The organism is Leuconostoc inhae (assembly GCF_019656015.1).
GTDB classification, from domain to species: Bacteria; Bacillota; Bacilli; order Lactobacillales; family Lactobacillaceae; genus Leuconostoc; species Leuconostoc inhae_A.
This window is the reverse complement of sequence record NZ_BPKW01000004.1, coordinates 78858-92346: the sequence shown is the minus strand read 5'-3', so window position 1 is coordinate 92346 and position 13489 is coordinate 78858. Positions and strand designations below refer to the sequence as shown.

The 13489-nt window shown below is 36.1% G+C and carries 16 protein-coding genes; 5 read left to right on the top strand and 11 right to left on the bottom strand.

What is annotated here, in order from left to right; all coding sequences use genetic code 11:
• Positions 1–317 precede the first annotated feature (317 nt).
• Genes K5Q14_RS02895 through K5Q14_RS02885 form a run of 3 tightly spaced genes read left to right on the top strand, consistent with a single transcriptional unit; the run spans position 318 to position 2268 of the window.
• On the top strand, positions 318–947 hold the full coding sequence (locus K5Q14_RS02895; RefSeq protein WP_220734334.1) for a phosphatase PAP2 family protein: 630 nt from the start codon (positions 318–320) through the stop codon (positions 945–947).
• On the top strand, positions 944–1465 hold the full coding sequence (locus K5Q14_RS02890; protein WP_220734333.1) for an SAM-dependent methyltransferase: 522 nt from the start codon (positions 944–946) through the stop codon (positions 1463–1465). Before K5Q14_RS02895 ends, K5Q14_RS02890 begins: the two co-directional genes overlap by 4 nt.
• Before the next feature lie 11 nt (positions 1466–1476).
• Positions 1477–2268 (top strand): peptidylprolyl isomerase, encoded by a 792-nt coding sequence (locus tag K5Q14_RS02885; protein WP_220734332.1) that lies wholly within the window; start codon positions 1477–1479, stop codon positions 2266–2268.
• Positions 2269–2337: 69 nt separating this feature from the next.
• Here K5Q14_RS02885 and K5Q14_RS02880 read toward each other — a convergent pair whose 3' ends face one another.
• The 3 genes from K5Q14_RS02880 to K5Q14_RS02870 all read right to left on the bottom strand — a co-directional run bounded on the left by K5Q14_RS02880 (position 2338) and on the right by K5Q14_RS02870 (position 4368).
• On the bottom strand, positions 2338–2775 hold the full coding sequence (locus K5Q14_RS02880) for a universal stress protein (protein ID WP_220734331.1): 438 nt from the start codon (positions 2773–2775) through the stop codon (positions 2338–2340).
• Positions 2776–2898: 123 nt separating this feature from the next.
• The gene (rpiA, locus tag K5Q14_RS02875; RefSeq protein WP_220734330.1) at positions 2899–3585 is read right to left on the bottom strand and encodes a ribose-5-phosphate isomerase RpiA; all 687 of its coding nucleotides are present in this window, start codon (positions 3583–3585) and stop codon (positions 2899–2901) included.
• 48 nt (positions 3586–3633) lie between these two features.
• Positions 3634–4368: an amino acid ABC transporter ATP-binding protein gene (locus K5Q14_RS02870; protein ID WP_220734329.1), complete on the bottom strand. Its 735-nt coding sequence runs from the start codon at positions 4366–4368 to the stop codon at positions 3634–3636.
• Positions 4369–4504: 136 nt separating this feature from the next.
• On the opposite strand from K5Q14_RS02870, the gene K5Q14_RS02865 reads away from it, so the two are divergent.
• On the top strand, positions 4505–4645 hold the full coding sequence (locus tag K5Q14_RS02865) for a hypothetical protein (protein WP_220734328.1): 141 nt from the start codon (positions 4505–4507) through the stop codon (positions 4643–4645).
• 90 nt (positions 4646–4735) lie between these two features.
• Here the strand turns inward: K5Q14_RS02865 and tuf are convergent, their stop codons facing one another.
• The 3 genes from tuf to K5Q14_RS02850 form a co-directional block, all read right to left on the bottom strand.
• A complete protein-coding gene (gene tuf, locus K5Q14_RS02860; RefSeq protein WP_220734327.1) occupies positions 4736–5923 on the bottom strand; it encodes an elongation factor Tu in 1188 nt (395 codons plus the stop codon).
• A gap of 163 nt (positions 5924–6086) precedes the next feature.
• Positions 6087–7016, bottom strand: coding sequence for a type I restriction endonuclease subunit R (locus K5Q14_RS02855; protein ID WP_220734326.1), 930 nt, complete (start codon positions 7014–7016; stop codon positions 6087–6089).
• 103 nt (positions 7017–7119) lie between these two features.
• Positions 7120–8922: a ribonuclease J gene (locus K5Q14_RS02850; protein ID WP_220734325.1), complete on the bottom strand. Its 1803-nt coding sequence runs from the start codon at positions 8920–8922 to the stop codon at positions 7120–7122.
• A gap of 218 nt (positions 8923–9140) precedes the next feature.
• Between K5Q14_RS02850 and K5Q14_RS02845 the strand changes: the two genes are divergently transcribed.
• Positions 9141–9800 carry a hypothetical protein gene (locus tag K5Q14_RS02845; protein ID WP_220734324.1) on the top strand — a complete coding sequence of 220 codons (660 nt, stop codon included), beginning with the start codon at positions 9141–9143 and terminating at the stop codon, positions 9798–9800.
• A gap of 105 nt (positions 9801–9905) precedes the next feature.
• Here K5Q14_RS02845 and rplT read toward each other — a convergent pair whose 3' ends face one another.
• From rplT to K5Q14_RS02820, 5 genes are all read right to left on the bottom strand, one after another.
• On the bottom strand, positions 9906–10325 hold the full coding sequence (gene rplT / locus K5Q14_RS02840) for a 50S ribosomal protein L20 (RefSeq protein WP_220734323.1): 420 nt from the start codon (positions 10323–10325) through the stop codon (positions 9906–9908).
• An 83-nt stretch (positions 10326–10408) separates the two neighbouring features.
• On the bottom strand, positions 10409–10606 hold the full coding sequence (gene rpmI, locus K5Q14_RS02835) for a 50S ribosomal protein L35 (RefSeq protein ID WP_004900365.1): 198 nt from the start codon (positions 10604–10606) through the stop codon (positions 10409–10411).
• A 64-nt stretch (positions 10607–10670) separates the two neighbouring features.
• Entirely contained in the window at positions 10671–11210 is a 540-nt protein-coding gene (infC, locus tag K5Q14_RS02830) for a translation initiation factor IF-3 (protein WP_049777074.1), read from the bottom strand.
• A 156-nt stretch (positions 11211–11366) separates the two neighbouring features.
• Complete coding sequence (locus K5Q14_RS02825) at positions 11367–12005, bottom strand: DUF1361 domain-containing protein (protein ID WP_220734322.1); 639 nt, start codon at positions 12003–12005, stop codon at positions 11367–11369.
• 82 nt (positions 12006–12087) lie between these two features.
• Positions 12088–13461: an amino acid permease gene (locus K5Q14_RS02820; RefSeq protein ID WP_220734321.1), complete on the bottom strand. Its 1374-nt coding sequence runs from the start codon at positions 13459–13461 to the stop codon at positions 12088–12090.
• Positions 13462–13489 lie beyond the last annotated feature (28 nt).

Below are 13489 nucleotides of genomic sequence, written 5' to 3'. Positions count from 1 at the left end.
ACATAACTGCATCTCCTCCTGGTTTACTTTTATTTGACAATTAAAAAATCCCCCCTTGTCACACTAAAAAAGTGTGACAAGGGCGAATTATCGCGGTACCACCTATGTTCACGTATCAATACGTCTCAAATGCCTTAACGCGACAACACGCTGAAAACTACTGTTAGTTCACTTTCAATTTTTCTGACCGAGTTCCACCTGTTGATTGATAAACTTGCAACACCGTTTATTTTCTAATGCTTCGCGAACGTGTACTATTGTCAAATATATTGTCCTAATTATATCACGTTTCCGTGAAATCAGGTATACTATATACTATGATTATAAAACCTAAAATTCGATTTTTATCTGTTATTTTAGCCTTTACTCTATTTATAGGCCTTTTAATAGGTGTTATATGTCAGTCACAATGGCTCAATAATTTAAATTCTGCAGGGCAACGGCTAATTCAACATCGTTCCGTTTTCGCAGATATTTTCTTTATAGACATCACACAATTTGGTAGTGTCACATTTACATCTATCTTAACCTTGATACTATCATTATTTTTTATTTATCATCGTCAATATCGTTTATTAAGCTTTCTACTAGTTAACGTCATTCTGTTTGCTGGCGTTGTGACACAAATTATTAAATATCTTGTTCGTAACCCACGACCAATGCCACAACTACTATCTGAACATGGTTACAGTTTTCCATCTGGGCATACGATGATAGCCATCCTGTTATATGGTAGCTTAATTATTATTATACAAACGAAAATACAAAGTTCTTTATTAAAATATATCACAGTTACTATGTTATTGATCTTAATTATTACTATTCCGACAAGCCGTATTTATGTTAATGTACATTATCCTAGTGATATTTTAGCTGGATTAGCATTAGGTTATGGCTTACTCATCCTATCACAGCATATCTTTCAAATTGGAGGCAAACACACATGATTCCGACCGCACAAGCACTAGTTCACCAATTAATCGAACAAACGGTTCACATTGGTGACGTAGTCGTTGATGCAACCACTGCAAACGGTATTAACACACGTTTTTTGGCCACAAGAGTTGGTACAACAGGCCATGTGATCAGTTACACGGCAACAAAAGATAACGCCAATGCAGCTGCCACGTCCCTGTTCATGAGTGGCCTTTCCGAGCGCGTTACGCTACTTGGTAAAAACATTGATTCCAGCTATGTTACAGAACTAGGCAAAAAAAATCAAGCAAGCATTGCTATCTTTGATTATTCAAGTGACGCACAAAATAACAACGATTTTTCAGAAAATTATCTTGAACAAATTGATTGTGTTTTACCTCGTTTAACACATGGCGGTTTATTAATTATCAAATTTAATAACACTCCAATTAGTTGGCAAACTTACACTCGTAATTTAATACGCGACGATTTTAAACAAGCAACATATATCACAGAAACTGTACAAGCGCATATTATTGAGCGTATATAAGGGATAACAACATGAAAAAAGAAAAACAATATGTCATACTCGCAGCTATGGGCACAATATTAATTGCATTAATTGTTGGTATTTCAATGATGACGACACATCAAAATGCCAATAATAATACAACCACAACAGCTGCTTCATCATCAACCCAGACCAAAAAAGATCCTGAATTAGACAATGTTGCCTTACCTCAGTTAGAGAATAAAGTTACAGCCAACGAGAGTGAAGTAAGAATGACAACCACAGCTGGAGAAATAACTTTAAAATTATTTAATCAGTATGCACCTCTAGCAGTTGAAAACTTTTTGACACATGCTAAAAATGGTTATTATAATAATACTTCATTTCATCGTGTTATTGCAGACTTTATGATTCAAGGTGGTGATCCCAAGGGAGATGGCACCGGTGGTAATTCAATCTGGCACGATAAAAACAAAAGTATTGACAGTGGTCATGGATTCAAAAACGAAATCAGTCAATCTTTGTACAATATTCGTGGGGCTTTAACTATGGCAAATGCAGGTCCAGATACAAATGGCTCGCAATTCTTCATTAACCAAAACCCGCAAAAACCAACGCAAGATTTTGACAAAAATAAATACCCCTCTAAAATAGTTGATGCTTATAAAAAAGGTGGTAATCCATCACTAGATGGTAGTTACACTGTATTTGGACAAGTTATCAAAGGTATGGCTGTTGTTGATAAAATTGCATCAGCAAAAGTTAAATCCGGTGGCGAAGGCTCAACGCCTGTTAAACCTATTAAAATAACACAAATCACCATCCTAAAACAAGCAAACTAATAACTATTATTAAAAAATCCAAGCAATTATATAAATTGCTTGGATTTTTAAGTTATATCGATAATTTTTCTATTTTTTTGCCGTACGCATAATAAGCACATCGGTTGTTGCTGTGTGTGTTACAAATGATGGTATCGTTCCAGCCATAGCGCGTTGTAAACGGCTAAGTCCAGTTTCTCCAACAACGATTAAATCATTTTTATGATCCTTTGGAAAATCACGTGCGATAACTTGCTTAGGTGCACCAAAACGTACATGGACATCTGTGTTAGCATGACCTATTGACTTAGCATAATCATATGCCTTATTAATTACTTTTTCAGCATCTTGTTCCATCTGATAAACAATATCAGCATTCATAACAATTGTGCCAAAATATCCACCACTTGTATCTACCACAATCAAAATGTCAATATGTGCATCAGGCACAAACTCATGTACTTTTTTGATTAACAAGTTTGATACTTCTGATCCATCAACTGCTATTAAAATATTATTATATGCCATAACTAGTTATTATGCTACGCAATCTTGCGTGACACACTCCTCCACATTTATTCTTACAAGTTCATTATACCGCTTCTTAATTTATAATGTAAACGCTTTTAAGTCTATTCTCATTTATTTCTGTCAATCAGTTCGTAACAAGTGTTTCACACCAGTAGCAGTGCCGATAATTATTTCATCTGCTATACCTAAAAATAGTCCATGCTCTATAATGCCGATTTGTCCATCCAAGTAACGTGCCAATTCAGATGGCTGGTCAATTGCCTTTAAAGATAAATCAACAATATAATGTCCCATGTCTGTCACTAAAAGTCTTCCATCTGTTTTTCGCCATGTTGGATATAAATGTTGTTTCCCTAACTTTGTCATTAACTTACCACTTCCAAATGGCACAACTTCTAATGGTAATGGCATCAGTCCTAATTTCAGATGAACTTTTTGACTATCAACAATCCACACAACCCGTTTTGAATTGTTTGCAACAATTTTCTCCATTAAAAAAGCAGCCCCACCGCCTTTAATACCATTCATATCATAATCCACTTCATCAGCACCATCTACAGTTAAGTCAATGGTTTTTGCATCATCTATATCTATTATTTTAATGCCTAGTTTTTGTGCAATTATTGCTGTCTTAAAAGAAGTCGTAACTCCTATAATTGATAAATTTTCTTGTTTTATACGCTTGGCAAGTGCCTTCAAAAAAAATGCAACTGTTGAGCCTGTTCCTAGGCCGACTGTCATGCCATTTTTTATAAGTGTCGCTGCTGCAATAGCCGCATGCTGCTTTTCTAAATTAATATTATCCATACTGTTATAATAACAAAAAAAGAGCTGATTAGCTCAAATTCCAAAAATCTATAATATTTTATTCAAAAAATCTTTAGCACGTTGTGTCTTAGGGGCATTAAAAAATGTTTCTGGTTCTGAAATTTCTTGAATGCCACCATCCGCCATGAACCAAACTGTATCAGCAACTTCTCGTGCAAAGCCCATCTCATGTGTCACAACTAGCATAGTCATCCCATCTTCTGCCAGCTGCTTCATAACATTTAATACCTCACCCACCATTTCGGGGTCTAATGCGCTCGTTGGTTCATCAAACAACAAGACATCAGGAGACATTGCTAGTGCTCTTGCAATCGCCACACGCTGCTGCTGGCCACCTGATAAACTAGCAGGATAAACATCTTGTTTATCCGCTAAGCCAACCTGATCTAATAATTTTTCTGCCAAGTGTGTCGCTTCTGTATCAGAAAGGTGTTTAACTTTCATTGGTGCCAATTTAATGTTTTCAATAACAGTTAAGTTTGGAAACAAATTGAAACTCTGAAATACCATACCAATTTTTTCGCGCAAAACATCTAATTCTTTTTCTGCCAAATTGGTTAATTCATTTCCCTCAAATATAACCTGACCAGCAGTAGGTGCCTCTAACAAATTAATTGCACGTAAGAAAGTTGATTTACCGGCACCCGATGGTCCTAATATTGCAATAACCTCACCCTGATTGACTTTTGTATTGACTTGGTCAAAAATAATTTTATTTCCATATTGCTTCTTTAAGTTAGTTATCGTTAATAATTCAGTCATTTTATCGCTCCCTTTTATATCTATATATAAGTATACATGATAATATATGATATGCACATATTATACATACAATTTTTGAATATTTGCATATATTTGCATATAAAATGCGTTATACTATCAGAAACGGAGGTATATTATGGCAAAAATTGTAAATCGCGAAGAACAATTGGCAAATTCATTCGATGATTTAATCTCGTTACCAATTGAAAATACTGCTGAAGAAGCACGCGCAGCCGCTCTAGGCCGAGAAACATCATCAAATAAAGAAAAGAAATAAGATTAACGTATGATATATGATATCATGCGTTTTTAATTTGCAAAATTATGCCACAAAAAAAGCACGCCAAAGCGCACTTTTAAAAAATAATTAATCTTCAATTTCTGTAACTGTGCCGGCACCAACAGTATGGCCACCTTCACGAACAGTAAACTTCAAACCTTGTTCAATAGCAACTGGTGAAATCAATTCGATTTCAAATGTTACTTGATCACCAGGCATAACCATTTCTACACCAGTTGGCAATTCAACAACACCTGTAACATCTGTTGTATGGAAATAGAATTGTGGACGGTAGTTTGTAAAGAATGGTGTATGACGTCCGCCTTCTTCCTTAGAAAGAACATAGACTTCAGCCTTAAACTTCTTATGTGTCTTAATTGAACCTGGTTGTGCCAAAACTTGACCACGTTCGATATCACTGCGATCAACACCACGCAACAATGCACCGATGTTATCTCCAGCTTGAGCTTCTTCCAAAGTCTTACGGAACATTTCAATACCTGTAACAGTAGTCTTTTGAATTTGTTCTTTCAAACCAACGATTTCAATTTCAGTTCCAGTAGTCAATACACCACGGTCAACACGACCAGAAGCAACTGTACCACGACCAGTAATTGTGAATACATCTTCAACAGGCATCAAGAAAGGCTTGTCGATTTCACGCTTTGGTTCTGGAATATATGAATCAACAGTATCCATCAATTCTTCGATAACCTTAACTTGTTCAGGGTCACCTTCAAGAGCCTTCAAAGCTGAACCCTTAAGTACAGGAATATCGTCACCAGGGAAGTCATATTCTGACAATAATTCACGAACTTCCATTTCAACTAATTCAATTAATTCTTCATCGTCAACCAAATCTGTCTTGTTCAAGAACACAACCAAATAGTCAACACCAACTTGACGTGCCAACAAGATATGTTCACGTGTTTGTGGCATAGGACCATCAGTTGCAGCAACAACTAAGATAGCACCATCCATTTGAGCAGCACCAGTAATCATGTTTTTAACATAATCGGCGTGACCAGGGGCGTCGATATGAGCATAATGACGTGCTTCTGTTTCATATTCGATATGCGAAGTATTGATCGTGATACCACGTTCTTTTTCTTCAGGAGCATTATCGATTTCAGCAAAGTCAGTAGCTACGATACCTTGCTTTTCAGCCAATACCTTTGAGATTGCGGCTGTTAAAGTCGTCTTTCCATGATCGACGTGTCCAATAGTACCAATGTTAACGTGGGGCTTAGTGCGAACGTAAGTTTCCTTAGCCAATGTAGTTTCCTCCAAAATTCATTTACCAGTAATCTGGAAAATGTTTATAAATATATTTTACAACGCAAGCCATCAAAAGACAACAGTTAATTGCGTTTTTCCGGCTATTGAAGCCAAAAATTATTATACCGAGTTATTAAGAAAATGTAAACAGTTTTATTAATTAATTTTCAAAAAAATTTTCAGTGAGACTTCTAACTTTTTCATGCCATTTTTTTTGTACGACAGTTTCAGTGACATTTTGATGTTCATAGTAGCGATCAATACTTGCTTCTACCCAAGCTTCTGGATCTGTCACAACCTCTTCAACGCGTGGATAAAGTAGCGTTAATTCAAAACGCACTTGTTGCGCCAGCATGTCAATTGCAATTGGATCTTCATTGCCTAATTTCTCGTCAAGAAAATCAGCAATATCTTCAAAAATTTTAGAATTTGTAAGTAGTGGCAACTCACTTAATTTAATCGTGTATAATTCATCATCCAGCCAACGATACTGTATGTTTTCAGTGACCCGTAATTTTTGTAAATCTTCAAGCAGTGTTGCTCGAATAATCGGTGTCGCATAGGGATCGACCAACAGATACTTTGCACCAATAACGAATTGTGCTACTGGTAAGTGCCTTGCCGACTCATATCGATCACGTTGTTCAATAATACTATAATCACTGAGATGATAAAATTGTCGTGAAATCGTTTGAAACGTTGTAGACATTGTTTCTACTGCTTTTGCTTCAGCATCACGTATTTCTTGTGATACCTTTTGCTGTATGTCTAAATCATCCCATAACATTGCCAATTGTTGTGCATAAACAAAACTTTGGTTTTGAATAGCCAATGCAACAACCATGCGAAAATCACTTTCTTCTTCAAGGTAGTTCAATAAAAAATCATCTGCATATGAAGAGGCTAATTGATATTGTTCATCCATAAATAATGATGTTACTAAGCGATAATTCACCTCAAATGTAGACAAAGAATCATATAATTCTGTTAAAGTCTCTGCAGCATCATGCCAGTTTTCTTGTTTCATTTCAGTGTGCGCACGGTCAATCATGCTTTTTAATTTTGGTGATAGTTGATCTTCTTGTGTCATAAAACAAGTGTGACTTTGTTTGTGTGATAATCAAAGACACATTTCCTTCCTAGATTGATAATTAACTAATCTTGAGTTTTTAGTCAGACAATTATAACTTGCATCATTTTACAGTTTTTACTGTCGCTTTATTGTTTTGCTTCTTAAGTTGTTTATTTTCTATTTTTGACGTTTGTCGGTTACGTTGCTGTCCGGTTATTTGAGCAGACTTATGAGCTGCTGGTCGTCGATTTTGGTTGACTTCCATCACAACAGGCATAACCATTGGACGACGACGTGTTTGTTCAAACAAATAGCGAGATACAACTTCTCGTACGCCATTCTTAAGCTCATTCCAATCAAAATTTTTAGTTGTGGTGAGATAATTTTCTATCTGCTTAACTGTTAAATCAGAAGCTTCTTTCATCAAATCACGATTTGCCTTAACATAAACAAAACCGCGTGATGTCAATTTGGGTTTAGAAACAACTTGTCTTTTCTTTCTATCAATTGTTACAACAGAGACAAAAATACCATCTTCTGATAAAATGCGACGATCACGTAAAACAACATTACCAATATCACCAATGCCTGCGCCATCAATCAAAGTTTCTCCAACTGTAAAGGAATCTTGCAATTCAAAATGATCCTTTAACCATTTAAATTGATCACCTTTCATAGCCATCATAATATGATCTTCAGCAATGTTAACTTCTTCAGCTGCCGCTTTTGCAGTTGTCATTACCCGATATTCTCCCTGAACTGGCATGAAATATTCAGGTTTTAACACATTGATCATAATTTGTAAATCATTACGTGATGCATGACCACTTGACCGTAAATCACTACTAATTTGTTTAACATCTGCGCCTTGCTTAAAAAGCATGTCTCGTGTTTTTGCTACGACACTCTCCATAGCTGTTGACGGCGTTGTTGTAATAAACACTAAATCATCTTCACCAATACGAACATAAGGATCTTCGCCATTAGCCATGCGATTTAAATGTTTAATGGGTTCACCCATACGACCTGTTTCAAGAATGACAGTTTCTGAAGCAAGTAAGTTTTTAGCGTTTTTAAGATTAACAAATAATTTATTTTCAGGTATTGGTAAATTCAATTTACGTAAACGAATTGCAGTTCGAACAACATTTTCAATATCATTGCCAGATAGAACCAATTGTCGCTTAGTTGCCACGGTTGCATCTATGACCTGTTGAATACGTTGAATGTTTGATGCAACAGCCGCTACAATAATACGTTTTTTATTATTTTCTCTAAAAGTTTCAAGAATATATTCACTAATTTTTGACTCATTGACAGAATTAAGTTCACTACCTGTTCCAGCTGCATCTGCTAATAATGCTAATACTTTCCCTTGACCTATTTCCACTAAACGTGCAAGATCTGTCCCATAATATGAATTTGCTGTTTGATCAAATTTAAAATCGCCAGTATACACAACTTGCCCATAAGGCGTAGCCAAAACAATTCCTAATGATTCTGGTATAGAATGTGTTGTATTAAAAAACGATACCGTAACCTGTCCGAAATCGATTTCTGTTTTTTCATTAACAACATGATAATCATCATAATCTTTAAGTGCCTGTTGCTCTTTGATAGCTAATTTTGCCAATTCAATGGTCAGCTCTGAACCAAATACAGGCGCTTTTACCTGTTGCAAAAAGTATGGTAAAGCACCAATTGCATCAGCATGCCCATGCGTCAAAAAAACACCAGCAATTTTATCACTATTTTTAATAAAATAGTCAAAATCAGGAACTACCACATCGACACCTAACTGGTCTGTCTCTGGATATTTTAATCCAGCATCAAAAATAAAAATTTGATCATTTACAGTAATTGCATACATGTTTTTGCCATTTTCGCGCACACCGCCAAATGGAATAATACTTAAATCTGTCATAATTCTTTCCTCTATAAATAGACTTATTTCATAAGTCGTTATTTTTCGTAAATATAACAAGTGGACACTGCTGGTTTCTAAAACGCTGAGGTTATCCCATTTTTTGTCTCGATACGTAATTACATCTATTTTAACACACTTTACATCTTTTCTGGTATCATATTGTTAGTGTTAGGAAAGGAATGTGTAGAACACTAGTGTTCTACACGTAATTTATCATGCAACGTCATCCATTTAAAAAGTCGCACAAGTTGCGCAATACGCTTATTGCGTTTATAGCTTTAATTATTGTAGTGCTTATTATTTTTGTTGTTTTAGGCCATAACAACCAGGCAACTTCCCAAAATAACGTTTCTGAATCCACATCAATAAAAAAGACTAAAAGCGCAAAGAAGGCAACATCAACAATCGCTAGCTCCAGTACCTCTCAATTGTCAGCAAGTGAGTCAACATCTGTCGCTCAGGTACCAGAAGCAGCTAGTTCAGCTGCTTCTACTGCCATTAGCAGTGTCACAAGTGATGCGACACAGACACCTATCACAGAAAATACGACAACAGAAAATTCGGTTAGCTCCTCTACTGATTCTAGTACAGAACAAGCTTCTTCACATATCGCTCAACAGCCTACTGAATCAAAGCCTGTATCATTTGGCAACTGGTCAATGGCAACCTATAATTCCGTTGCTATTGGTTCTGCAACTTACGATCAGGTGCGAGCCGCTTATGGCTCCCCAACTTATATGACAGCCAGTGATCAATTATACGCCACATGGCAAAGCACAAGCGGTGCCAAAGTGTCGATTGTATTCACCCCAACAGGAGATGCAAATGATCTTAAACTCATCGCAAGTAGTAAACTGCAAACTGGTTTACAATAACATTACTCAATAGCCTGTCTATCGTTAACACTTTTTACCCTATTCATACTAAAAGGCTCCGAAAATCTTAAACAGATTTTTGGAGCCTTTTAGTATGAATATATATTAACGATCAACCTTAACAGTAGTTTCTAATGTTGCGGCTACACGTTCTTGTACCAAAACATTATCAGCTGCTAAAGCAGTTTTTGCTTGATCAGCTAACTTTGAAAATGTATCAAAATCAGTCACAGCGATATCGGCTAACATTTTACGATTTAACTCAACACCTGCAAGTGTCAAACCATGCATTAACTTAGAATATGACAAACCGTTCATACGGGCTGCTGCATTGATACGAGCAATCCACAACTTACGGAAGTTACGCTTTGTGTTCTTACGATCACGGTATGCATACAAATACGACTTCCATACTTGTTGCTTAGCAACCTTGAAATTAATACGACGTTGGCCACGGTAACCCTTAGCTAACTTAACAATCTTTTTACGACGTGCGCGTGAAACTGTACCACCCTTAACTCGCATGGGTAATTCCTCCTAGAATTCTAAAAAATAAATTACTGGATTTTAAATCCAAAATATAGATAGATGAACTATCGCAACGCGAATTAGATGTTTGACAGCATCTTAGCGTATGTTTTAACAGTCGTTGAATCCATCATGCGTGTACCACGCAATTGACGACGTTGCTTCTTTGTTTTACCATGGAAGCGGTGTGAAGTATAAGCTGAAGCTGACTTCAAACCACCGTTGGCTGTCTTCTTAAAGCGCTTTGCTGATGCGCGGTGTGTCTTCATCTTTGGCATGTGACTAATTCTCCTACTGTGTGATTTTTTGTTTAAGCATGCAATTAAGCAACTAAACCCTTAATTACTTGGCATCTCTAGGTGCCAAGACCAAAAACATCTGTCGGCCGTCCATCTTGGCACGTTGCTCAACCTTAGCAATGTCGTTAAGCTCTGCGGCCATACGGTCTAATACTTGACGTCCGATGTCTTGGTGTGTAATCATACGACCTCGGAAGCGCAAATTCAGCTTCACCTTATTCCCTTGTCCAAGGAATTTAATAGCAGCTTTTTTACGCGTTTCGAAATCGCCCGAATCAATAACCGGTGACATACGAACTTCTTTAACTTGAACGATTTTTTGGTTTTTGCGTTGTTCTTTTTGCTTCTTTTGTGCTTCGAACTTAGCTTTTCCCCAATCCATAATTTTAGCAACTGGTGGTTCAGCGTTAGCTTGCACCAGTACCAAATCTTGGTTTGAATCGTTAGCAATTTGTTGTGCATCTCGCGTAGACATTTCTGTTTGCTTACCCTCATGGATAAGTAATACGCGAGATGCGCGAATATTATCGTTGATTAAATCAACTTGTCTTGGTTGACGTGCTATTGTCAGGCACCTCCAAATTTATTTTGTGAATCAAGAAGAAAAGTGGATAAAGAACCTAATCTTCACCCACTTCAACACTTGCAATCCATTCGGATAACTGTATCTGCCAAGCAACTTAATCACTTGGCGAGAAGCGGGTGCTCCTACTTGTTCAACATATATTATTCTACCACATTACTTCTCTACTGACAAGTTTATGTTTATCAATCGCACACCATAGTGAAAAATGATAAGTATTGCAAATTGTGCGCCTGCAAATAGTATCACAAATGTTACCATATGATAGCCCACGGATGATACAACATGTCCAATGACATCACTAAAATTAGTGAACATATCCCATGAGTTTAATCGTAAATATCGGCCAAGATATATACCAATAGCTGATAGTAACGACACAAGTGCCGTAATCGCAAAATAAATAATATGAACGTGATTTTTAAACAAAGCTTGTGTTATGATTTCTAAACTCAAAATACCTAAACCAACACCGATAAAAATTCCTGTTGCCAATATTGCATAGTTAAAGTATTGTGTGGCTTGATTCAAATCTGTACCAATCGCATATAAATGTATAAAATCCGTCATCATATACATGGTATTTGGAAAAAAAAGTAACCATAACACAAAAAAAATAGATTTAACACTTTTAAAATGCGTCGTTGCCACAATTAATGCAAAATCAAATGGTAGTAATGATAGAAAAACATTCCAGTTTAAAAATGTAAAATGTGTTGGTGTCGCATAAACAAACAAAAAAAATAAAAAAACCATCATATGAATAATTGTTATATTTAGAACTTTATCGCGCATATATTATTCCCCTTTACAATGTTTCTAGTGTAGCATACCAAATAAAAACTGTTCAATCTTTTCAGTTGAACAGTTAACAATTTTATAGGATAGTTTTTTGGGGTTGTCGCCATGAAATCAAGCCAAATATCACCAACCAAATTGTTGAACCAATAGCCGGTACACGCGAATCAGGATTGAAAAATAGCGTAATAAATACAAAAATAAAGAATATAATTGCAAGTGGTACTACTATTTTAGGTGCAATAACCAAAAAGCCATTACTCATATAGTCATTTGATTTACGGTAGTTCATATACGCGATTAACGTTAAGACATAAATCATCAAAAATAGGTCTGTTGAAGCACTGGTAACAAAACTAAAAGCATTTTTAATAGCAGGTATAAACGAAATAATAGCCGAAAAGGCTACCATTAACGATGTAAACAAAACTGCGTTTATTGGTAATTGTGTTTTAGACATTTTTCTAAATGGCTGTAAAAAACGTGCTTTTGATTGAAATGCTAGTGCATAAAAATTGCGGCTTGCGCTAAATAATACCGAATTCAACGCTGATGCAGCACTTGTAAGAACAACAAAGTTAACTAATGCTGCCGCCCATTTAATTCCAACTAACTCAAAAACCATAACAAAGGGACTTTGATCAGCCGGAATTTTTTGCCAAGGATAGATTGTCATAATAATAAACAATGCTCCCAAGTAAAAAAATAATATCCGCCAAGGTATTTGATTAATTGCTTTAGGTAAAACTTCACGTGGGTTGTCTGTTTCTGCCACAGTCATACCTATAAATTCCATACCGACAAAGGAAAACATAACCATTTGGAAAGCATTAATAAAGTTCCCAAATCCATTTGGGAAAAATGAAAAATGATGAAAAACATTACTAAATGACACATCTCCTACGGGTGTTTTAAATCCTGTTAATGCTAACATAATACCCGTAGCAATTAAAGCTAAGATAGCAACAATTTTAATCATTGAGAACCAAAACTCTGTTTCGCCGTATAATGCTACAGCGACTAAATTGACGCATGTTAATATAATCAACATGCTAATTTGAATCAACCAACTGGGTAACCCTGGTAACCAATACTGAACATATTTGGCCACCGCTGTTAATTCAGCCATCCCCATAAATACAACCGTCAGCCAATAAGACCATCGTGCAAAAAAACCTGCGCGATTACCAACATATCTGGTAATAAATGTAATAAATGTATGTTGCTTTGGATCAGCATACAATAACTCACCAATGGCCCGCATCATCACAAACATGACTAATCCAACAATTAAGTATACTAATAAAATAACCGGTCCAGCATAATGAATTGAATTACCAGCACCCATGAAAAGTCCTGTTCCGATTGTGCCACCAATAGCAATTAATTGCACATGGCGATTTTGTAAGCCGCGTTTTGGCGGTTTATTACCATCTTCCGTTGTTTCTGTCATGAAAATATTTATCCCCCTGTTTCAAACA

Bases quoted from the DNA above. Each gene is read 5' to 3' on its own strand.
- K5Q14_RS02850 (WP_220734325.1), bottom strand. From the start codon at position 8,922: ATGACAGATTTAAGTATTATTCCATTTGGCGGTGTGCGCGAAAATGGC.
- K5Q14_RS02845 (WP_220734324.1), top strand. From the start codon at position 9,141: ATGCAACGTCATCCATTTAAAAAGTCGCACAAGTTGCGCAATACGCTT.
- rpmI (WP_004900365.1), bottom strand. From the start codon at position 10,606: ATGCCAAAGATGAAGACACACCGCGCATCAGCAAAGCGCTTTAAGAAG.
- rplT (WP_220734323.1), bottom strand. From the start codon at position 10,325: ATGCGAGTTAAGGGTGGTACAGTTTCACGCGCACGTCGTAAAAAGATT.
- K5Q14_RS02890 (WP_220734333.1), top strand. From the start codon at position 944: ATGATTCCGACCGCACAAGCACTAGTTCACCAATTAATCGAACAAACG.
- K5Q14_RS02885 (WP_220734332.1), top strand. From the start codon at position 1,477: ATGAAAAAAGAAAAACAATATGTCATACTCGCAGCTATGGGCACAATA.
- K5Q14_RS02870 (WP_220734329.1), bottom strand. From the start codon at position 4,368: ATGACTGAATTATTAACGATAACTAACTTAAAGAAGCAATATGGAAAT.
- K5Q14_RS02855 (WP_220734326.1), bottom strand. From the start codon at position 7,016: ATGACACAAGAAGATCAACTATCACCAAAATTAAAAAGCATGATTGAC.
- K5Q14_RS02880 (WP_220734331.1), bottom strand. From the start codon at position 2,775: ATGGCATATAATAATATTTTAATAGCAGTTGATGGATCAGAAGTATCA.
- K5Q14_RS02820 (WP_220734321.1), bottom strand. From the start codon at position 13,461: ATGACAGAAACAACGGAAGATGGTAATAAACCGCCAAAACGCGGCTTA.
- K5Q14_RS02865 (WP_220734328.1), top strand. From the start codon at position 4,505: ATGGCAAAAATTGTAAATCGCGAAGAACAATTGGCAAATTCATTCGAT.
- rpiA (WP_220734330.1), bottom strand. From the start codon at position 3,585: ATGGATAATATTAATTTAGAAAAGCAGCATGCGGCTATTGCAGCAGCG.
- K5Q14_RS02895 (WP_220734334.1), top strand. From the start codon at position 318: ATGATTATAAAACCTAAAATTCGATTTTTATCTGTTATTTTAGCCTTT.
- K5Q14_RS02825 (WP_220734322.1), bottom strand. From the start codon at position 12,005: ATGCGCGATAAAGTTCTAAATATAACAATTATTCATATGATGGTTTTT.